General features: G+C 69.7%; 18 protein-coding genes. 15 read left to right on the forward strand and 3 right to left on the reverse strand.

All coding sequences use genetic code 11. From position 1 onward, the window contains the following. Positions 1-11: 11 nt before the first annotated feature. The 8 genes from ACFO8M_RS15015 to ACFO8M_RS15050 all read left to right on the forward strand — a co-directional run bounded on the left by ACFO8M_RS15015 (position 12) and on the right by ACFO8M_RS15050 (position 10814). Positions 12-1691 (forward strand): ABC transporter substrate-binding protein, encoded by a 1680-nt coding sequence (locus ACFO8M_RS15015; protein ID WP_387976848.1) that lies wholly within the window; start codon positions 12-14, stop codon positions 1689-1691. Positions 1692-1722: 31 nt separating this feature from the next. Further along, on the forward strand, positions 1723-2712 hold the full coding sequence (locus tag ACFO8M_RS15020) for an ABC transporter permease (RefSeq protein WP_387976851.1): 990 nt from the start codon (positions 1723-1725) through the stop codon (positions 2710-2712). Positions 2713-2723: 11 nt separating this feature from the next. Next, positions 2724-3764 (forward strand): ABC transporter permease, encoded by a 1041-nt coding sequence (locus tag ACFO8M_RS15025; protein ID WP_387976854.1) that lies wholly within the window; start codon positions 2724-2726, stop codon positions 3762-3764. Then, positions 3761-4624 (forward strand): ABC transporter ATP-binding protein, encoded by an 864-nt coding sequence (locus ACFO8M_RS15030; protein ID WP_387976857.1) that lies wholly within the window; start codon positions 3761-3763, stop codon positions 4622-4624. Before ACFO8M_RS15025 ends, ACFO8M_RS15030 begins: the two co-directional genes overlap by 4 nt. Next, positions 4621-5526 (forward strand): ABC transporter ATP-binding protein, encoded by a 906-nt coding sequence (locus tag ACFO8M_RS15035; RefSeq protein ID WP_387976860.1) that lies wholly within the window; start codon positions 4621-4623, stop codon positions 5524-5526. Before ACFO8M_RS15030 ends, ACFO8M_RS15035 begins: the two co-directional genes overlap by 4 nt. After that, the gene (locus tag ACFO8M_RS15040) at positions 5523-7595 is read left to right on the forward strand and encodes a beta-galactosidase (protein WP_387976863.1); all 2073 of its coding nucleotides are present in this window, start codon (positions 5523-5525) and stop codon (positions 7593-7595) included. The genes ACFO8M_RS15035 and ACFO8M_RS15040 overlap by 4 nt, the downstream gene beginning before the upstream one ends. 26 nt (positions 7596-7621) lie before the next feature. Continuing rightward, entirely contained in the window at positions 7622-10138 is a 2517-nt protein-coding gene (locus tag ACFO8M_RS15045) for a glycoside hydrolase family 2 protein (RefSeq protein WP_387976865.1), read from the forward strand. A gap of 67 nt (positions 10139-10205) precedes the next feature. Beyond that, positions 10206-10814: a dihydrofolate reductase family protein gene (locus tag ACFO8M_RS15050; protein WP_387976868.1), complete on the forward strand. Its 609-nt coding sequence runs from the start codon at positions 10206-10208 to the stop codon at positions 10812-10814. On the opposite strand, the gene ACFO8M_RS15055 is transcribed toward ACFO8M_RS15050, so the two are convergent. Continuing rightward, on the reverse strand, positions 10811-12022 hold the full coding sequence (locus ACFO8M_RS15055; protein WP_387976871.1) for an ROK family protein: 1212 nt from the start codon (positions 12020-12022) through the stop codon (positions 10811-10813). The genes ACFO8M_RS15050 and ACFO8M_RS15055 overlap by 4 nt on opposite strands. A 172-nt stretch (positions 12023-12194) precedes the next feature. Here ACFO8M_RS15055 and ACFO8M_RS15060 point away from each other — a divergent pair, with 172 nt between their 5' ends. Beyond that, positions 12195-12785 (forward strand): hypothetical protein, encoded by a 591-nt coding sequence (locus ACFO8M_RS15060; RefSeq protein ID WP_387976874.1) that lies wholly within the window; start codon positions 12195-12197, stop codon positions 12783-12785. 64 nt (positions 12786-12849) lie between these two features. Here the strand turns inward: ACFO8M_RS15060 and ACFO8M_RS15065 are convergent, their stop codons facing one another. Further along, positions 12850-13689, reverse strand: a complete 840-nt coding sequence (locus tag ACFO8M_RS15065; RefSeq protein ID WP_387976877.1) for a S1 family serine peptidase — start codon at positions 13687-13689, stop codon at positions 12850-12852. 112 nt (positions 13690-13801) lie between these two features. Beyond that, entirely contained in the window at positions 13802-14428 is a 627-nt protein-coding gene (locus ACFO8M_RS15070) for a histidine phosphatase family protein (RefSeq protein ID WP_387976880.1), read from the reverse strand. A gap of 100 nt (positions 14429-14528) precedes the next feature. Here ACFO8M_RS15070 and ACFO8M_RS15075 point away from each other — a divergent pair, with 100 nt between their 5' ends. The 6 genes from ACFO8M_RS15075 (at position 14529) to ACFO8M_RS15100 (ending at position 21451) form a co-directional block, all read left to right on the forward strand. After that, positions 14529-15545 (forward strand): LacI family DNA-binding transcriptional regulator, encoded by a 1017-nt coding sequence (locus ACFO8M_RS15075; protein WP_387976883.1) that lies wholly within the window; start codon positions 14529-14531, stop codon positions 15543-15545. A 140-nt stretch (positions 15546-15685) separates the two neighbouring features. Beyond that, positions 15686-16591, forward strand: a complete 906-nt coding sequence (locus tag ACFO8M_RS15080) for an ROK family protein (protein ID WP_387976886.1) — start codon at positions 15686-15688, stop codon at positions 16589-16591. Between the two features lie 10 nt (positions 16592-16601). Beyond that, positions 16602-18416 (forward strand): class I mannose-6-phosphate isomerase, encoded by a 1815-nt coding sequence (locus ACFO8M_RS15085; protein WP_387976889.1) that lies wholly within the window; start codon positions 16602-16604, stop codon positions 18414-18416. Between the two features lie 36 nt (positions 18417-18452). Continuing rightward, on the forward strand, positions 18453-19715 hold the full coding sequence (locus ACFO8M_RS15090; protein WP_387976892.1) for an ABC transporter substrate-binding protein: 1263 nt from the start codon (positions 18453-18455) through the stop codon (positions 19713-19715). Positions 19716-19721: 6 nt separating this feature from the next. Then, entirely contained in the window at positions 19722-20621 is a 900-nt protein-coding gene (locus ACFO8M_RS15095; protein ID WP_387976895.1) for a carbohydrate ABC transporter permease, read from the forward strand. A gap of 2 nt (positions 20622-20623) precedes the next feature. Continuing rightward, positions 20624-21451, forward strand: a complete 828-nt coding sequence (locus tag ACFO8M_RS15100) for a carbohydrate ABC transporter permease (RefSeq protein ID WP_387976898.1) — start codon at positions 20624-20626, stop codon at positions 21449-21451. The last annotated feature ends 5 nt before the right edge of the window (positions 21452-21456 follow it).

Consider the following 21456-nt stretch of genomic DNA (forward strand, 5'->3'; position numbering starts at 1 on the left):
AAAGGACAATGATGTCTCTCACCACTCGAATCAGGCGGCGCGGCGCAGCGCTGCTGGCGGCCGCGGCGGCGGTCGGCCTGCTCGCGACCGGCTGCTCGTCAGGCGGCTCCGGCGGCGGCGGCGACGCCTCGACCCTCATCGCCTACACCGGCCAGGCCGGCGACTACCAGATCAACTTCAACCCCTTCTCGCCCACCAAGATCGGCGGCCTCGGCACGATCTACGAGCCCTTGTTCTTCTTCAACAAGGCACAGGTCGCCGACCCGGTCCCGCTGCTGGGCACCGAGCAGTCCTGGAACGAGGACGGCACCGTGCTCTCCGTGACGCTCCGCGAGGGCGTCACCTGGAGTGACGGCGAGGCCTTCACCGCCGACGACGTGGCGTTCACCTTCGGGATGCTCAAGGAGACCGCCGCGATCAACAACATCGGCTATGACGGCGAGGCCGTCGCGGTCGACGACACGCACGTGACCTTCACCTTCGCGGCTCCGGCCTTCGTCAAGGGTCCCGACGTCCTGGGCACTCCGATCGTGCCCGAGCACCTGTGGCAGGACGTCAATCCCACTGAGGACGTCATGGAGAAGCCGGTCGGCACGGGGGCCTACGCCCTCGGCGACTTCAAGCCGCAGGCGTTCACCCTCGAGTCCAACCCCGAGTACTGGGGCGGCGAGCCCGAGGTGAAGCAGATCCGCTTCCTCTCGCTCTCGGGCAACCAGGCCGGCGCGGACGCGATCGCCGCGGGCACCGTCGACTGGCAGACCGGCCCGATCCCGGACATCCAGAACACGAACGAGAACTTCCCGAACTACGACGCCTACACCCAGTGGCAGAACCAGATGGTCCTGGCGACCTGCTCCAACGCCGACCTGGGTTGCGAAGGGCCGCAGACTGATCCGGCCGTGCGCCGGGCCCTCTACTACGCGATGGACCGCACGCAGCTGAACAGCCTCGCGTTCATGGACACCGCCAGCGACATGTCGCCGACATTCGCGCTCACGCCGAGCCAGGACGCGTTCGTGTCCTCCGCGGTCGAGGAGAAGACCGTCCCCATGGAGCCGAACGCCGCCGAGGCCGCCTCGATCCTCGAGACCGCGGGCTGGGCCAAGGGCGAGGACGGGATCTACGCCAAGGACGGCGAGCGGCTCTCGCTCACCGTCGAGGTCGTGACCGGCTGGACCGACTACATCACCGCGCTCGACACCATCGCCTCGCAGGCGAAGGAGGCCGGCATCGAGGTCAAGTCCGCCCAGTCCTCCTGGAACGAGTGGACCGAGAAGAAGGGCTCGGGGAGCTACCAGCTGGCCATCGACTCGCTGTGGCAGGGCCCCGCCGCCGACCCGTACTACGTCTACAACTACTTCTACGCCTCCAGCGCCGGCGCGCCGGTCGGTGAGACCGCGGGCAACAACTATTCGCGCTACTCCAACCCCGAAGTGGACGAGGCCGTCGCGCAGCTCGCGCTCCTCGACCCCGCCGACACCGCCGCCAGGCGGCCGCACCTTGACGCGATCCAGGCCGCGATCGTGCGGGACATGCCGTACATCCCGATCCTCACCGGCGGCACCACGAGCGTGTGGAACACGACGAAGTTCACCGGCTGGCCCTCCGACGAGGACCTGTACGCGTTCCCCGCGGTCTGGTCCGCAATGGATGCCGCCGAGATCTTCAAGCGACTCGAGCCGCAGGGCTGACCGCCCGCCGTCGCCCCCGAAGGAGGACAAGGTGAACTACTTCCTGCGCAAAATCGGCTTCTACGCGGTCGCACTGTGGGCCGCGCTGACGCTGAACTTCGCGATCCCGCGCCTGCTCCCGGGCAACCCCGTCGACATCCTGCTGGCCAAGCTCCAGCAGCGCGGCGGCACGGTCAGTCCCGAGGCCAGGAAGGCGTACGCCCTCCTCCTCGGGGGCGACGACGACAGTCCCCTGTGGAATCAATACTGGGACTACCTCGGCAACCTGGTCCGCGGCGACCTGGGCGTCTCCGTGAGCTACTACCCGGCCCCCGTCTCGGAGGTCATCACCCAGTCGCTGCCGTGGACGGTGGTGCTCGTCGGCCTCTCGACGATCATCGCCGCCGTCCTGGGCGTCGCGCTCGGCGCGTTCGTCGGCTGGAAACCGGGCACCTGGCTCGACTCCCTCATCCCCGCAACGACACTGCTCGCGGCCGTCCCGTACTTCTGGCTCGCGCTGCTCCTCACGTACCTGCTCGCCCGCGTGCTCGGCTGGTTCCCGGCCCAAGGCGGCTACGACGTGGTGCTCACCCCCGGCTGGAACTGGGAGTTCATCGGATCGGCGATCCAGTACGGGTTCCTGCCCGCGCTCACGATCGTGCTCGCCTCGATCGGCGGCTGGCTCCTGGGCATGCGCAACATGATGGTCTCCACGCTCTCCGAGGACTACATCCTCACCGCCGAGGCCAAGGGGCTCTCGCCGCGAAAGATCCTGCGCTCCTACGCCTCCCGCAACGCCGTCCTACCCTCCGTCGCCGGTTTCGCGATCTCGCTCGGCTTCGTCGTGTCCGGCTCGGTGATCACCGAGCAGGTGTTCTCCTACCCCGGCATCGGCAGCCGCCTCCTGGGCGCGGTCCAGAACAACGACTACGCGCTCATGCAGGGCGTCTTCCTCTTCATCACCCTCGCCGTCCTCGGCGCCAACCTCGTGGTCGACCTCCTGTACGGCCTCATCGACCCGCGCACCCGCGCCCGGACCTGACGGGAGACGACATGACGAACCCATCGAACGAGCCCGCGGCCGCCGACAGCGCCGCACTCCTCGCCGAAGCGGCCGCCGAGACCGGCAAGCCCGCGCGCTCGGGCTGGCGGATGCTCCTGCCCACCATGACGCCCTGGCTCGCCGTCGGCCTCATCCTCGTCGGCGGCATCACCCTCTTCGGCCTCATCGGGCCCCTCCTCGTGGGCGACCCGACGCAGATCCGCGACCAGGGACTCACCCCGCCATCGGGCGACTTCCTCCTGGGCACCACCCAGACCGGTCAAGACGTACTGGCCCAACTCGCCTACGCCACACGCGGATCGCTCCAGATCGGCCTGCTCGTGGGCGTGCTCGCCACGGTCCTCTCCGCGTTCTTCGGCATCTACGGCGCCTATAAGGGCCGCTTCGTCGACGAGGCGTTCTCCCTGTTCACCAACGTGTTCCTGGTGATCCCAGGCCTGCCGCTGGTCATCGTGATCTCCGGCTTCGTGCCGCGCGAGAGCCGAGGGCTGTGGACGATCGCCGTGGTCCTCGCCGTCACCAGCTGGGCCGCCTCAGCGAGAGTCCTGCGCGCCCAGACCCTCTCGGTGCGCAACCGCGACTACGTGGCCGCCTCCCAGGTCTCGGGCGAACGCCCCTGGCGCGTGATCGTCGTCGAGATCCTGCCGAACCTGCTGCCGGTGATCGCCTCCCAGTTCGTCTTCGCCGTCATCAGCGCGATCCTCGGCGAAGCCGGCCTGTCCTTCATCGGCCTCGGCGCCTCCAACTCCTCGACCCTCGGGACGATGCTCTTCTACGCCCAGAACGGGTTCGCGCTGCCGCTCGGCGCCTGGTGGTGGTTCGTGCCGCCGGGCCTCGTCATCGCCCTGTACGGCATGGGACTCGCCCTCATCAACTTCTCGATCGACGAGATCATCAACCCCAAACTCAAGAACCTGCGACTGCACCGCAAACGCGCCCGCCGCGCGCTCCGCCTCGAACGCGAGCTCGCCCGCACCGGACGCCGGGTACCCCGCCAGGCCGCTCCCACCGCCGAGGAGACCGTCCGATGAAGACCGACGCCGAACCCGTGCTCACCGTCGAGGACCTCACCGTCGTCTACGAGACCGAGCAGCCCGTCACCGCCGTCAAGAACGCCGACCTCACCCTCCACAAAGGCGAGATCCTCGGCCTCGCGGGCGAATCCGGCTGCGGCAAGACCACCCTCGCCTACGCCGTCAACCGCCTCCACCGCCCGCCCGCCCGCATCGCCTCCGGCCGGATCACCTTCCACGGCGACCAAGGCGACATCGACATCCTCGCCCTCGAAGACGCCGAGCTTCGGGCGTTCCGCTGGGAACGCCTCTCCATGGTCTTCCAAGGCGCCATGAACGCCCTCAACCCCGTCCTCACCGTGCGGGCGCAGCTGCGCGACACCCTGCTCGCCCACCGGCCCCGCATGTCCCGCAAGGAGATCCGCGAGCGCTCCGAAGACGTGCTCACCCGCGTCGGCGTCGACCCCCGCCGCCTCGGCTCCTACCCGCACGAACTCTCCGGCGGCATGCGCCAACGCGTCATGATCGCCATGGCCATGCTGCTCGAACCGCAGATCATGATCATGGACGAACCCACCACCGCACTCGACGTCGTCGTGCAGCGCGACATCCTGCGCGAGATCGTGCGCCTGCGCGACGAACTCGACTTCGCCGTCGTCTTCATCACCCACGACCTCCCGCTGCTCCTGGAGATCAGCGACCGCATCGCGGTCATGCTCGAAGGCGAGATCGTCGAACTCGCCACCGCCGACCGCCTCTACCGCGAAGCGAGCCACCCCTACACCCGCAGACTCCTCGGCTCCTTCCCGAGCCTCTCGGGGGAGCGAGGCGCCTTCATCCGAACCGGCATCGACGAGACTCTCGAGGAGCGAGCATGACCAGCGTCAAAGTCACCGACCTCGTCAAGGACTACACGCTCCGAACAGGACTCAAACGCACCCGCCTGCGCGCGGTCGACCACGTGAGCCTCGAACTCACCCCCGGCCGCACCGTCGCACTCGTCGGCGAATCCGGCTCGGGCAAGTCCACCATCGCGAAGATCCTCACCCGCATGGAACGCCCCACATCAGGCACAGTGGACGTCCGCCTCGACGACGGCACGCCCGTCGCGAACGGCGACTACCGCCGCGAAGTCCAGATGGTCTTCCAAGACCCGTTCGCCTCCCTCAACCCCTTCCACTCCATCGAGCACCACATCGCCCGGCCGCTGAAGATCCACCGCCGCACCCGCACCGCTGAGGACACCCGCCGCGTCGTCCTCGAAATGCTCGAACGCGTCAACCTCACCCCCGCCGACACCATCGCGCCCCGCCGCCCCCACGAACTCTCCGGCGGACAGCGCCAACGCGTCGCCATCGCGCGAGCGCTCGCCCCCGGCGCACAGGTCCTCATCGCCGACGAACCGGTCTCCATGCTGGACGTCTCGATCCGCCTCGGCGTCCTCAACCTCCTGGGCCGATTGCAAAGAGAAGACCAGCTCGCGGTCCTCTACATCACCCACGACCTCGCCACCGCCCGCCACTTCTCCGACGAGATCACCGTGCTCTACCGGGGCCGCGTCGTCGAACGCGGCCCCGCCGACGCCGTCATCCTCGACCCGCACCACGACTACACGAAACTGCTCGCGCTGGCCGCCCCCGACCCCGAGCGGCCGGGCCGGGTGACCTCGGAGGCCGGTGTGGACCGCGAGTCGATCGACAACAGCACCTGCTACGACCATTTCGCGGGCGAGTGGCGGGAAGCGGACGTCCAGGCTGCGGAAGCGAGGACCGACGCATGACCGCGAGTCCTTGGTGCAGCGGCGAACCGGGCAGCGCGGTCCGTGTGAGCGTGCCGCCCCCGTCCCCGCGGCTGCCCGTGCGCCTGGTCGACGGCCTGGCCTTCGGCGGCGACTACAACCCGGAGCAGTGGCCGCGGGAGGTCTGGGACGAGGACGTCCGGCTCATGCGCGAAGCGGGCGTCAATCTCGTGTCGCTCGGCATCTTCTCCTGGGGCACGGTCGAGACCGCCGACGGCGTGCGCGACTGGTCCTGGCTGGACGGCATCGTCGATCTGCTGCACCGCAACGAGATCGGCATCGACCTCGCCACCCCGACCGCGGCCCCGCCGAGCTGGCTGCTGGCCGCCCATCCCGAGATCGCGCCGGTCCTCGCGGACGGCTTCCGCGAGCCGCCCGGCGGGCGCCTCGCCTGGTGCGCGGCCTCGCCGGTCTTCCGCCGCTACGCGCTTCGCCATGTCGAGGCGCTCGCCGAACGCTACGGCCGTCACCCGGCGGTCCGTCTGTGGCACATCGGGAACGAGTTCGGCGGCGGGAACGCCCGCTGCTACTGCGACCTCTCGGCCGAGGCGTTCCGCGACTGGCTGCGGGAGCGCCACGGCGGGCTCGGCGCGGTGAACGTCGCCTGGGGCACGCAGCAGTGGGGGCACCGCTTCGGCACGTGGGAGGAGATCCTCCCGCCGCGCGGCCGCCACGGCGCCCCGAACCCGGGCCTGTACCTCGACTACGAGCGCTTCTCCTCCGACGCGCTGCTCTCGCAGTACCTGGCGGAAAAAGCCGTGGTCGAGCGGCATTCGGACGCACCGGTCACGACCAACCTCATGGTCGGCGCGGGCGCGCAGGTCGTCGACTACGCGACCTGGGCCCCGCACACCGCGATCGCCGCCAACGATCATTACACCCTTGTGGACGATCCGCTGCGCGAACAGGACCTGGCCTTCGCCGCCGACCGGATGCGCGGCCTGTTCCCCGACCGGCGCCCGTGGCTGCTCATGGAGAGCTCCACCGGTTCGCCGAGCTGGCAGCGGCGCAACCGCGCCAAGGATCCCGGCGAGATCGTCCGGCACTCCCTCGGGCACGTGGCCCGCGGCTCTGACGGCGCGATGTTCTTCCAGTGGCGGGCCTCCCGCTCGGGAGCCGAGCAGTTCCACTCCGCGATGCTCCCGCACAGCGGCACCCGCTCCCGCGTCTGGCGGGAGGTGCTCGACCTCGGGCGACATCTGAAGGCCCTCTCCGAAGTGCAGGGGACGCAAGTGGAACCGGCCCGCGCCGGGATCGTCGTCGACGACCCGGCCGGATGGGCGCTCCAGCACGGTCTCAAACCGCATCGGGCGCTCTCCTACGGGCGCGAACCGCGCGAGTGGCATCGGGCCCTGTGGGAACGGAACGTCCTGTGCGACGTCGTCCCGCCGTCGGCCGACTTCGACGGCTACGACCTGGTCATCGTCCCGACCCTGCTCACCGTGGCCGAACCGGTCGCCGCCCGCCTCCGCGCCGTCCCCGAACGCGGCGGCACGCTCCTGGTCACCTATCTCTCCGGCGTCTGCGACGCGGACAGCCAGGTGATCCCGGGCGGCTTCCCCGGGGCGTTCCGCGACGTGCTCGGCGCGTGGACCGACGAGTTCTATCCGCTCCAGGAGCACGAGACGGTCGCTTTGGGCGACGGTGGGGCCGTTACGGAATGGACCGAACGCGTGCATCTCGACGGGGCCGAGTCCATCGTCGATTACGCCTCCGGCACGCTGGCCGGAGGTCCGGCCGTGATCCGCCGCGCCGTCGGTGACGGCGCGGCCTGGTACGTCTCGGCGCACCTGCCTTCCGGCTCGATCGACCGCATCGCCGACCGCTTGACCGCCGAGACCGGGCTGGACCCGGTGGCGAAGGCCGATCCGGGCGTCGAGGTGGTGCGCCGCGTCGGCGACGGACGCTCGTTCCTGTTCCTGCTGAACCACACCGGCGCCGACCGCAAAGCCAAAGCCGAGGGCCTCGACCTGCTCACGGGCGAATCCCTCGGTCCCATCGTCACGATTCCCGCGAACGGCGTCCGCGTACTACGCGAAACGCCGGCTTGACCTCGCCATCCTTGAGGAGCTTTCCCATGCACCACCCGCCGACCTTCCGCGCCCTCCACGAGGGATGGACGCTCACTGCCGACGACCTGGCCGCCGATGCCCCCGGGGGAGTGGCCGCGCCGCTCGCTGAGGGCATCCCGGCCGTCGTCCCCGGCGAGGCCCACCTCGATCTGCTGCGGGCCGGGCTCATCGCCGACCCGTTCGACGGCGACAACGAGGGCGCGCAGCAGTGGATCGGCGACACCGCCTGGCGGTTCACCACCGTGTTCGACTGGACCGACGACGGCTCGGCCCGCCACGACCTGGTCGCGCACGGGCTCGACACCGTGGCCGTCGTGGCGCTCAACGGGATCGAGGTCGGCCGCACCGAGAACATGCACCGCGGCCACCGCTGGGACGTGCGCGAGGCCCTGCGCGAAGGGGAGAACACGCTCACCGTCACGTTCGCCGCCCCGGTACCGGAGGCGGCGGCCCGCGCCGAGCGCGACGGCGCCCTGCCCCGCACCAACCACCACGACTACAACCAGCTGCGGAAGATGGCCTGCTCGTTCGGTTGGGACTGGGGCATCGACGTCGCGGGCGCCGGGATCTGGAAGCCCATCGGCCTCGAATCCTGGTCGGGTGCGCGGGTCGCCTCGGTCCGGCCCCTGGTCGACGTCATCGCGAACGGCGACGGCGGCCACGACGGCGTCCTCACCGTCCATCTGGAGATCGAACGCGCGGCGGCCGACGACGACGTGGAAGTCCTGCTCGTCGTCGTCGACCCCGACGGTCGTCCACTGGAGACGGACGCCACCGTATCGGCGGGCACGAACTCCACTGTGGTCGTCACGGACGTGCCGGACGTGCAACGGTGGTGGCCGGTCGGCTACGGCGACCAGCCGCTGTACGACGTGAGCATCGAAGCGGGGGACGGATACTGGCGGGGCCGCGTCGGGTTCCGCACCGTCGAGCTCGACACCGCCCCCGACGAGGCGGGCGCGCCGTTCCTGTTGAAGGTCAACGGTGAACGCGTCCTCGTGCGCGGTGCCAACTGGATCCCCGACCACGCCTTCCTCACCGAGATCGACCGCGACCGGTACGCCCTGCGCGTCGCGGACGCGCTCGAAGCCAACATCAACCTGCTGCGCGTGTGGGGCGGCGGCTTCTACGAGTCCGACGACCTCTACGACCTCGCCGACGAGCACGGCCTGCTCATGTGGCAGGACTTCCTCTTCGCCTGCGCCGCATACAGTGAGGACGACCCGCTGCGCGCCGAGATCGAGGCCGAGGCCCGCGAGAACGTCACGCGGCTCAGCCCGCACCCCTCGCTGGTCCTCTGGAACGGCAACAACGAGAACACCTGGGGCTCGGTCGACTGGAGCTGGGCGCACCGCCTCGGCGGTCGAGGCTGGGGCGACGCGTACTACAGCGAGCTGCTGCCCGCGCTCTGCGCCGAGCTCGACCCCACGCGCCCGTACTCGCCCGCGAGCCCGCACTCCTTCGGCGACTACCGCCACCCCAACGACGAGCGCTACGGCACCATGCACATCTGGGACGTCTGGAACCGCGCCGACTACCGCGTGTACGCCGACTACCTGCCGCGCTTCGTCTCCGAGTTCGGCTTCCAGGCCCCGCCCGCCTGGTCGACCCTCACCGCCGTCGTCCACGACGAGCCGCTCGACCCGTTCGGCCCGCAGATGCTCGTCCATCAGAAGGCCAACCGCGGCAACGAGAAGCTCCAGCGCGGCTGGCAGGGCCACCTGCCCGACCCCGAGTCCATCGAGGACTGGCACTGGACCACGCAGCTCAACCAGGCGCACGCGATCCGCTTCGGCGTCGAGCACTGCCGCTCGCTCACCCCGCACAACACCGGGACGATCCTGTGGCAGCTCAACGACAACTGGCCCGTGGTCTCTTGGGCCGCAGTGGATTTCGCGGGTCACCGCAAGCCGCTGTGGCACGCCTTGCGCGACGCCTACGCGCCGCGCCTGGCGACCCTGCAACCGCGACCGTCGGAGCAGAGCCGCGCGAACGCCTGGGAAGGCATTGCGCCCGAACGGGACCAGCTCGCCCTGATCCTCGTCAACGACACCGGCGAGGCCTACACGGGCTCGTTCACCGTGACCCGCGAGGCCTTCGACGGCACCGTGCTCGCCAAGACCGTGGTCGAGGCGCGGATCGACGCTCGCGACGCCGCCTCGATCACCGTCCCGGCTGAGGTCGCGGCGTTCGACGACCCGGGCGCCGAGTTCATCAGGGCCGAGGGCGAGGGCTTCGCGCCCGCGTTCCGCTACGGCACCGAGGTGATCGACCAGCGTCTCGAACCCCGCCCGTTCACGGTCACGGCCGAGTCCACCGAGGACGGATGCGTCCTGCACGTGACCGCGAATTCCCTGGTGCGGGACCTGTTCTGCCACGCGGACAAGGTCGATCCGGCCGCCCGCGCCGACGAGGGCATGATGACGCTCCGCGCGGGGGAGTCGACCCGGATCCGCGTCCACTCGCCCTCGGGCGACCCGGACGCCTTCGCCGCGGCCCTCCGCTGCGCGAACGACCTCTGACCAATTGAGACGCAGTGTCGGCCGGGAATGGGATGCTGAACGCTCAAGCGACTTGAAGGAGGCGCACATGGGCAAGGTGGTCTGCGGCATCTCGATCTCGGCCGACGGGTACTCGGCCGGGCTCAACCAAACGGAGGAGCGGCCTTTCGGCGACGACGGCGGTGACGGGTCGGGCGCGCAGCTGCACGCCTGGATGTTCGACACCCCCGAGGAGAACCGGGTCGAGCTCGACCAGTTGACGGACGCGGGTGCGTTCATTCTGGGCCGCAACATGTTCGGCCCAGTACGCGGAGAGTGGGACCGGAACTGGAACGGCTGGTGGGGCGAGAATCCGCCCTACCACGCCCCGGTCTACGTGCTCACCCACTACGCGCGCGAACCGCAGCCGATGGCCGGAGGCACCACGTTCCACTTCGTCACCGACGGCATCGAATCCGCACTCGCGCAGGCCCGCGAGGCGGCCGGCGACCGCGACATCGCGATCATGGGCGGTGCGAACACGGTCAACCAGTATCTGGCCGCCGGCCTGATCGAGGAGCTGCGGCTCCACATCTCCCCGTTCACGATGGGGGCCGGCACCCGCCTCTTCGAGGGCGTCCCGCCGCTCCACCTGGAACAGGTCAGCTCGCGCGGCGCGAGCCTGGTCACGCACGTGACCTACCGCGTGCTCCCTTAGAGGGCCGGCACTCGGGTGGTGACCAGGCCGATGTCTCTCATGAAGCGCTCCAAGGCGATCGCGGCGATGCCGTCCATGCCGCACTGCTCGGAGAACTCGATCGCGAGGTCGGCCGCGGCGTCGCCGGGCGCGTCGTCGCGGACCCGCTGCCGGACGGTCGACATGAGGCGCTCCCGGGTCACCGGCCCCACGTTCCAGCCGGTCAGGGCGATGACCTCGGGGTTGAGCACGGCGACGAGGTCGGTGAGCGCGGCGCCGAGGTGGTGGGCGCTGCGCTCGATCGTCGCGATCGCGGCCGGGTCGCCGGCCTCAGCCGCGGCGGCCAGGGCATCGAGAAATGCGAAGCACGCGGTCGATGCGGCGAGAGGGTGGTCGGGAGCCGTCTCGGTGAGGGTCTGCAGGATGCCGGGGATGCCGACGTACGCCTCGACGCATCCCTCACGGCCGCACTGACATCGGCGCCCTTCGAAGGCGAGGAGGCTGTGGCCCCATTCGCCTGAGGCGTTCGTGGCGCCGCGCACGACCGCGCCGTCCTGGATGATCCCCGCGCCCACGCCGTATCCGAGGCTGACGGCGACCACGTTCGCGCTGCGGCGCCCGGCGCCGAGCCACAGCTCCGAGGTGGCGATGGCCTTGAGCGGGTTGTCGACCACGACCGGCAGACCGAGGCGGTCGCGCAGGCGGTCGAGGTGCAGCCAGATCGCGTTCGGGAGCACGGCGGCGGCCTTCACGGGGCGCTGCATGCCGCCGGGAAGCAGGATGCCCACGCCCAGGACTTCGTCGCGGTTCGCCTGCGCGCGTTCGAGAGCGGCGTCGATAGCGCTCCCAATCCAGTCGATGAGGTCGTCGGCTTCCTCGACCGGTTCATCGGCGGTCGCCTCGACCGTGGCGAGCCGGCCCAGCGCCGCGTCGAACACGGTCGCCTCCAGGTATCGGTCCTCCACGTAGACCCCGACGACGCGGCCGCGATCGGCGTTCAGGCGAAGGCCGGTGGTCGGCCGCCCGATGCCGCCCGTCAGCAGGCCCGTCTCGGCGGCGATGTCGTACTTCAGGAGGTCGCCGACGATGGTCGAGACCGTCGCGAGGCTCAGACCAGTCTCCTCCGCCAGCCCGTTGCGGGTCGACTCGCCCGCCGCCAGCAGCGCTCGCATGAGGACGAGCCGCGACTCGCTGCGGATGTCGCGGGAAGTGCGCCGGGCTGCGGCCATGAGTCCTCCGAGATCCGAAAGTTTGGTCTAGAACACTAACAAAGAAACTCGTCCCGATACGATCCCGCGAAGCTCTCGACCGGCTGCCTGAACACGCGGCCCGGACTCTGATGTAGCTGTGGCGCAGTACAGTCCGAAGCGAGGCCCGACCCCCCGATCGAAAGGCCCTCGCATGGCGACCGACGCCCCCGAAGGCGACCTGGACGCGCTCCTGGCGCTGTACACCACCGACCGGGACAAGCTGTCCACGCTCGCGGGCGAGCGGCTCGCGCTCCTGGCCATCCAGGTCACCTACCTCGGCCTGGCCATCATCGCCCTCGGCGGGCAGCGGCCCATCGGCGGCGAGTGGGTCGCGGCCTTCAGCGCCGCTCCGCTGTGGTTCATGCACGCCCACCACCAGGTCCTCATCGCGGCCGCGCTCAGCCGGTCCCGTTCGGTGGCGCTGCTGGAGGAGCGCGTCGTCGCACGGGCAGGCCTCGAAGGGGTGCACGCCCAGGTCGCCCACCGCGCGGCCGTTGCGGTCCGCGAGCTCGCGGGCCAGAGCGGCATCTTCCGGCTCCAGACCTTCATCACCTTCGGCGGCATCGCCGCGGCCCTCATCGCGTTCACGGGTTACGCGCTGGTGGTGGCCGCGGCGAACTCGGCTTGGACTTCGCTGCCGGTCATGCTCGCGATCCTGTTCTACAGTGGATTCGCGGTGGTCGCGTCGATCGGGTGGACCCAGACGGTCCGGACGCAGCTGCGCGCCGCGAAAGCCGTCTGAGCATCTGCGGGGCAACGACAACGAGGCCGGGAGGGTCGCCCCTCCCGGCCTCGCCTGCTACGGGTTAGGACCAGTCCTCCAGGACGTCGTCGATCGCGCTGTTGAAGTCGGCCACCTCGGCGTACACGCCCGGGTTGCCGGCTTCGGCGCAGCCGTAGCCCCAGCTGACGATGCCGACCAGGATCTGGCCGTCTTCACCGGGGGCCATGATCGGGCCGCCCGAGTCGCCCTGGCACGAGTCGACGCCGCCGTTCTCGAGGTCGCCGGCGCACAGCATGGTGGCCGCGTCGATCTCGTCCGGGTAGGCCGCCTCGCAGTCGTCATCGCTGACGAACGGCACCTCGACCCATTCGGCGACGCTCGCGGAACCGCTGCCCGTCTCGCCCCAGCCGGCGGTCTCGAGGGCGTCGAACTCCTCCGGCTCGGTGCCCACGTCGATCGGCTCGACGTCGACGGGCTCGTCGAGGAGGAGCAGCGCCCAGTCGTTCGCCCGGTCGATCGGCTCGTTGTAGTCGTGTGCGATGTGGATGTCCGCCACGGCGGTCTCGACGAGGTCGTCGGATTCGAGGTCGACCGAGCCGGAGAAGACCACGACCTCGTCGGGGCCGGCGACCGCTTCGGCGCAGTGGGCGGCGGTGATGACGACGGTCTCGGTGATGACCGAGCCGCCGCAGAACTGGCGCTCGAACGGCGTGCCCTCACCGGTGTAGCCGAGGGCCACGAGCCACGGGTACTGCCCTTCCTCGGCGGGCTCGCCGCCGATGACCTTGGCCTCGAAGTCGCCCTTGGCGTCGGCGGGCTCGTCCGCGTTGGCGGCGATCCCCGTCCACGCGAGGGCCACGGCACCGAGACCGGCGACGGCGCCCGCGCCGATGCGGATCAGGCGCTTCCTCTTCTTGTCCACAGTGATTCCTTTCGGGGTGGATGTGAGGGATAGGCTCAATGGCCGTCCCTCGCCCGAAAATATCCAGAACGTCCCGGGACCCCTCCCGAAGCGGCCGTGCGGCAAGCGAGCTTCAGTAGGCGAGATGCCCGGTATCGCCGAGCCGCAGGACCATGCGCCCGCGGTAGACCGCGTCTTCGTGCAGGACGGTGATGCTTCCCGAGGGCGCCTTGAAGATCGCGTAGCCGAGTGATTCGATCGGCATCTTGACCCAGGCGGCGATCACGAATGTGAACGCGAAGCCGTGGGTCACGACGATCTGGTGCCCCCGCGGGCGCTCGGCGATCTCGTCCACGGCCGCGTAGATGCGCTGGGCGACTTGGCGTCGCGACTCGGAACCGGGGATGGGGAGGTGCCCCATCCGGTCGCCGACCGCCGGTGGAGCGGTGAAGCGTTCGTCCCATCGCGCCTTCGGCTGGCCCTCGACCTCGCCGAACGACGCCTCGCGCAGCCGCGGATCGAAGACCGGTTCGATGCCGAACCTCTCGCCGATCGCGTTCGCGGTCTGGCTGGTGCGCTTGAGGTCAGAGGAGAACAGGTCCACTTCAGCCTGATCGGGGATCTCGGCCCGCAGCGCCTCGCCGATGCGCTTGGCGGACTCGAGGCCGGCGGTCGTGAGCGAGGAGTCGTGCCAGCCGCCGACGAGGCCCTCGACGTGGTGGGTCGCCTGCGGGTGGGTGACGACGTAGAGCGTGCGCACCGGTACCGGCCTTTCGCGGGGGAGTGGGACCGCTCGACTCTAGACCGGCGTTCCCGCGCCGGTTCGCATAGGATTGGCGCCGACGCAGAGGAGGGCGGGCATGTCGACATCGCGAGGCGCGCGCCAGCCGACGATCAAAGAGGTCGCGATCCTTGCCGGGGTCAGCCCGATGACCGTCTCCCGCACGCTCGCGGGGGGCGTCAACGTGCGGCCGGATCTCCAGGAGCGCGTGATGGCGGCCGTGCGCGAGCTCGGCTACTACCGCAACGAGAACGCCCGCAGCCTGCGCCCCGGCCAGCCCAGCGGCCTCATCGGCGTCGCCATCACGAACCTCGCGAACCCCTATTACGGCAACTTCGCGCTCGGCGTCGAAGAGGTCGCCGCCGAGCACGGCCGGCGCATCATCCTCGGCAACACCGGCGAGGACGTCGGGCGCGAACGGCAGCTGGTCAGCGACTTCATCGGGCGGCAGGTCGACGGCCTGATCCTGGTGCCGACGAGCGGCGACGCGGCGCACCTGCAGCCGGAGCGGCTGGGGGACGTCCCGCTCGTGCTCGCCTCGCGCCGCGTGCCGGGCCTCGAAGTCGACACGGTGCTGCTCGACGACGTCGGCGGCGCCTACCGCGGCACGATCTCCCTTTTGGACTCCGGGCACACCCGCATCGGGTTCCTGGGCAACCGGAGTTCGGTCTTCACCGGTGAGCGCCGCTACCGGGGCTACGAACGGGCGATGACCGAACGCGGGGCGCCGATCGATCCCGTGATCGTCGCCCGCGACCAGCAGGACGTGGACGCGGCGAGCCGGGCCGCCCGGGCGATGCTCGACCTCGCGGAGCCGCCGACGGCGATCTTCAGCGCCAACAACCGCAACACGATCGGCGCCCTGCGCGAGATCGGGCGGCGGATCCGCGACGGCCTCCCCGGGCCGCGCCCGGCGATCGTGAGCTTCGACGACTTCGAGCTCTCCGAGCTCATGCCGGTGCCGGTGACCGTGATCGACCACGACGCGCGGCTGCTCGGCCGCGAGGCCGCGACCCTCCTGTTCGCGCGGCTCGAGGGCACTGCGGACGAGAAGGCGAACATGGTAGAACTGCCCGTCACCATCGAGCATCCGTGAGGCTTTAGGCCATCTGAGCTGCATGTTTGCCAAAACTCGCCCCTGATTGGTAACGTTACCAATCGCAAGGCGATGACGGTCTCGGCGAGTCTCATTTACGGCTCGCACGAGCCGTAGATGAGCACGGAAGGGGGCGAGCGATGGAGCTCTGCATCGACTTCGGCGGGTCCGAGATCAAACTCGGCATCCTCGACCGGGGCACTCCCGTCCGCACCGCGACGGTGCCGACCGGCGAAGGCGACCTCGAACGGGCGCGGGACGCGGCGGCCGCACTGCTCGCCGAAACCCAGCCGATCCGCGCCCCCGGGCAGTCGCCGCTCACCGTCGGCATCGCCGTCCCCGGCGTCGTCGACCGCGCCGCCGGCCGGCTCGTGAAAGCCCACGACAAGCACCCCCGCCTCGACGGGCTCGACCTCATCGCCTGGGCCCGTGAAGCATTCGACCTCGATGCCGTGATCGAGAACGACGCCCGCGCGGCGCTCGTCGGCGAGACCGCCGCCGGCTCCGCGACCGGAGCGCGCGATGCCGTCCTGATGGCCCTCGGCACCGGCATCGGCACCGCCGCGATCATCGACGGCACCCTCCTGCGCGGCGCCCACGACCACGCCGGCGTCCTCGGCGGCCACCTCACCGTCGAACTCGATGCCGCCCAGTGCAACTGCGGCAACATCGGCTGCGCCGAATCCATCGCCGGGGCCTGGGCCCTCAGGCGCGACCTCGCGACCCGTGGCGACGCGGTCACCGACGTCAAGGACATGTTCGCCGCCGCCGAAGCCGGCGACGCCGCTGCCGCCGCCCTGCGCTTCCGCGCGACCCGCGCCTGGGGGGCCACCGTCGTGTCCCTGTGCCACGCCTACGACCCCGAAGTCGTCATCCTCTCCGGCGGCATCATGCGTGCGGGCAGCGCCGTCGCCGCCCCGGTCGAGGCCTACGTCCGCGAGCACCTCTGGACCAGCTCGCACCGCCCGGCCTTCGTCATCCCCGACCGCCCCGACCTCTCGGTGCTGCGCGGACTCTCCGTGCTCGCAGCCGACCTCCAATCCTGAAGGAGCGCAAGTGCCCACCGACACCCTCCCGATCGGACGGTACGAGAAGCAGCCGACCGTGCCGCTTCCGGCCGACGCCCGCGTGCTCCACGGTGCTCCGGCCTGGACCCTGGTCGCCGACACGGCAGCCGCCAAAGCGGGCGACCGCGTGCCGCTCATCGTCGTGGACGCCTACCCGGGCGCGGACCTTCCCTTGCTCGCCAAGGCGATCGCCGGCGCGCTGCCGCGCTGGCGGGTCGTCGACGTCGAAGAGGCCGCCGCGCTCCCCACGAGTGCGATCGACGCGCGCTTCGCGGACAACCTCACCGACGATCGCGTGTTCGGCGTCCTCTCCCACGCCACTGTGGACGCCTTCTACGACACCGAACACCTCGACAAGCTCGCCGTGGAGATCGAGGGCGCCGACGGGCCCACGGTCCTCCTCGGCTGGGGCGCCGACCTCGTCGCCCGGCGGACTTCAGCGTCCTACGCGCTCGTCCTGGCCGACATGGCCCGCTGGGAACTGCAGATGCGCCAGCGCGCCGGAGCCACCAACTGGCGTGCGGAGAACCCGGACGAAGACCAGCTGCGCAAGTACAAGCGCGGGTTCTTCGTCGAGTGGCGTGCGGCCGACCGCCACAAGCGGACCCTGTTCGACCGGATCGACTTCCTGTTGGACGCCAACGCGATCGGGCCCGCCGAGCCGACTTCGCGCAAGCCCGGGATGATCACCGGCGACGCGTTCCGCACGGGTCTGGAGCAGGCCGCGAACGCGCCGCTTCGCGTCGTTCCGTTCTTCGACCCCGGTGTCTGGGGCGGACAATGGATGAAGCGAAAGCTCGACCTCGATCCGGGCCGCCCGAACTACGCTTGGTGCTTCGACTGCGTGCCGGAGGAGAACTCGCTACTGCTGGAGGACGCCGAGGGGGCGATCGTCGAGATCCCGTCCCTGGACCTGGTGCTCCTGCGGCCCAAGGAGTTGCTGGGGGAGCGGACCTATGCGCGGTTCGGCGCGGAGTTCCCGATCCGCTTCGACTTCCTCGACACGATGGAGGGCGGCAACCTCTCCCTCCAGGTGCACCCGCTCACCGACTACATCCACCAGACCTTCGGCATGCAGTACACGCAGGACGAGTCGTATTACATGCTCGACGCCGGAGACGACGCCGTCGTCTACCTCGGCACCAAGGACGGCGTGGACCGCGACGCGATGCTCGAGGATCTCCGGGCGGCCGAGACCGGCGAGCGGCCCTTCCCCGCCGAGCGGTACGTGAACGCGTTCCCCGCCAAGAAGCACGACCACTTCCTCATCCCGGCCGGGACCATTCACAGCTCGGGCGCGAACTCGATGGTCCTGGAGATCTCCGCGACCCCGTTCATCTTCACGTTCAAGCTCTGGGACTGGGGCCGCCTCGGGCTCGACGGCATCCCCCGTCCCGTGCACCTGGACCACGGTGAGCGGAACCTCGTGTGGGAGCGGGACACGGCGTGGACGGAGGCGAACCTCGTCAACCGCGTCGAAGTGGTGAGCCAGGACGGCGATGTCACCGAGGAGCGCACCGGGCTGCACGAGCTCGAGTTCATCGAGGTGCGCCGCCACTGGTTCGCCGAGCGGGTCGCCCACGACACCGAGGGCACCGTGAACGTGCTCAATCTCGTCGAAGGCGACGAAGTCGAGATCGTCAGCCCCACAGGCGCTTTCGACCCCTACACCATCCACTATGCCGAGACGTTCATCGTCCCGGCCGCCGTCGGACCCTACCTGATCAGGCGCACGTCGCGTTCGCGCAGCGAGCGGTTCGGGACCGTGAAGGCCTCCGTCCGCGGCACGAGCCGCCAAGCCTGACACCCCATCCCCTTAGGAAGAACAAAGGAGTTCGCAATGAGATCACGGAAGATCCCCCTCGGCATCGCCGCCGCGGTCGCCACCAGCATGCTGCTCACCGCGTGCGGCGGTGGAGGAGAGGACGACGGCGCCACCACCGGCACCCTCGACTTCTACACGAACAAGGCCGCGTGGGAGCCGGACTTCGACGAGCTGAACGCGCAGAGCGAGGGCGACGTCGACATCAGCCTCAACACGACCGGCTACTCCGACGCCGCCCAGTACGACGCGTTCATCAAGCAGTCCTTCCGCACCGACAAGAGCCCCGGCCTGTTCACATGGCAGACCGGCCCCTCCCTCGGCGAGCTCGTCGAAGAGGGCCTCGTAGCGGAGACCACGGACATCTGGACGAAGGCCGTCGAGGAAGGCTGGATCGGCGAGGACCTGAAGGACGCCTACACCTACGACGGCAAGCAGTACTGCGTGCCGATGAACATCGCCTACTGGGTCATGTACTACAACAAGACCATCTTCGAGGAGCAGGGCATCGCCGAGCCCGCCACCTGGGCGGAACTCGACGCGGCCGCGACGAAGCTCTCGGGCGCCGGGATCACCCCGTACTACCAGACCAGCACGCTGTTCACCTTCCCCTGGTTCCAGCAGCTCGTCGCCGGCACCGACCCCGAGCTCTACAACGGACTCGCCACGGGCGAAGTGAAGTACACCGACCCGCGCATCGTCGAGATCATGGAGACCTGGCGCGATCAGCAGGAGGCCGGCTGGTTCAGCGACGCGGGCAGCACTGTGGACCCCGCCGTCGGCCTCAAGCAAGGCGACTTCGCGATGATCAACTTCGGCTCGTTCTTCAACGGCTCGCTCGACGGCGCCGGCATGGTCTCCGGCCAGGACTACGACATGTTCGTGATCCCCGCCGTGAACCCCGACCTCGGCACGACTCCCGTCGCCGTCGAATCCGGCCCGCTCTGCGTCGCCGAGAACTCCAGCCAGAAGACCCTCGGCCTCGAATACTCCGAGTGGTGGATGTCCCCGGACGCGCAGACCGCCTGGAGCGCCGCCCGCGGCGACGTCGCGTTCAACCCCCAGGCCACCGTCGCCGACCCGATGCTCGAGGAACTCGGCACCACCGTCGCCGGCGACGGCTTCGAACGCTACGACCGCTACTACGAGACGACCCCCACGCAGATCCTCACCGTCGCCCTCGAGCAGTTCGGCGCCTTCATCGCCAACCCCGGCGACCCGCTGCCGTTCCTGGAGACCATCCAGGCCGAGGCAGACGATTACTGGGCCGAGCAGGATTGACGCGGCATGACGTCCGACAATGCCCCGACGGCGAAGCGCCCCAAGGACCAGTACCGCTGGTCCGCGACGGGGTTCATCGCGCCCGGCGTGATCCTGGTGGCCGTGCTGCTCTATCTGCCGCTGCTGTGGACCACCGCCATCAGCCTCACCGAGTACGACGGCCTGGGCGATCCCGAATGGGTCGGCCTCGCCAACTACGCGGAGATGCTCGACGACCCCGAATTCCTCGGCTCCGTGCTCAACACGCTGCTGTGGGTTGTCGGCACCCTCCTCGTCCCCGTCGGGATCGGCCTCGGCGTCGCCCTGCTCACCTGGAACCTCAAGGGCGGCGCCTGGCTGCGAATGCCGTTCCTCATCCCTTACGCCCTCTCCGGCATCGGGGTCGGCGTGATCTGGTCGTTCATCCTCTCCGGCGACGGCGCCCTCGACCAGGCGCTCGCCGCGTTCGGGGTCGACGACACGCCGCGCTGGCTCGTCGACGCCCCGCTCAACACGGTCGTGATGATCCTCGCGACCGCGTGGCAGGGCGTCGGCGTGAACGCCCTCCTCTTCACGATCGGCCTCCAGTCGATCCCGAGGGAACCGCTAGAGGCGGCGAAGATGGACGGCGCCAACGGGATCCGCCTCTTCCGCAGCGTCCTGTGGCCCATGCTGCGCCCGCTCACCGCCGTCGTCGTCGGCCTCTCGATCGTCGCGAGCCTGAAGACCTTCGACATCGTGCAGGGCATGACGAAGGGCGGGCCGGGGCGCGCCTCCGAGACGCTCGCGCTGACGATGTACAAGGAGACCTTCGTGAACAGCGAATACGGCCTCGGCTCGGCGATCGCCGTGTTCCTCACGATCGTGACGCTCGTGGCCTCGATCCTCTACCTGCGCCAGCAGCTCTCCAGCAAGCACGGGGTCTGACCATGCGATTCAATAGCACGGTGCGAATCATCCGCACCACCGTCCTCATCGTCCTCGGCGCGTTCTGGCTGCTCCCGGTGTACCTGCTGCTGGTGAACGCGGCGAAGGCGCCGGAGACGTTCACCAGCAAGGAGTCCTGGCGGCCCAAGGACTTCTCGCTGTTCGCCAACATGGCCGAGGCCTTGCGCCTCTCCGGGCTCGGCGAGAGCGCGGCGAGCACCCTGCTCTACTCGGTCACCGCTCCCGCGATCGCCGTCATCGTCGGTGCAGCCGCCGGATTCGCGATCGTCGCGCTCCGGCTGCGGCACGGCTTCGCCTGGTTCGTCGTGATCTTCGGCGGCACCGTCTTCCCGCTCCAGATGATCCTGCTGCCGCTGTTCGACGCCTACTCCCGCACGGGCCTGTTCGACACCCGGCTCGGCATGGTCGTGGTGTACACCGCGATCTCGATCCCGTTCTCGGCGTTCGTGATGCGCAACTTCTTCACCGGCATCGCGCACAGCGTCTTCGAAGCGGCCGTGCTCGACGGCGCGACGACCTGGCGCATCTTCGCCCGCGTCTACCTGCCGATGGCGTCGAGCGCGCTCGTGGCGGTCTTCATCCTGCAGGCCACGTTCATCTGGAACGACTTCCTGCTCGGCCTGGTCCTCAGCCAGTCGGACGCCGTGCGGCCCATCGTGACCAGCCTCGCCGGGATGCAGAGCACCTACGGCGGCGCGCAGATGTCGACCGTGCTCGCAGGCGGCCTGCTCGTCTCACTGCCCACAGTGGTCCTCTTCCTCTTCACGCAGAAGTTCTTCGCCCGAGGCCTCGCCCTCGGGCAGTACTAGGAGCC

The sequence above is a fragment of the Glycomyces rhizosphaerae genome, assembly GCF_042647865.1.
Taxonomy (GTDB): domain Bacteria; phylum Actinomycetota; class Actinomycetes; order Mycobacteriales; family Micromonosporaceae; genus Glycomyces; species Glycomyces rhizosphaerae.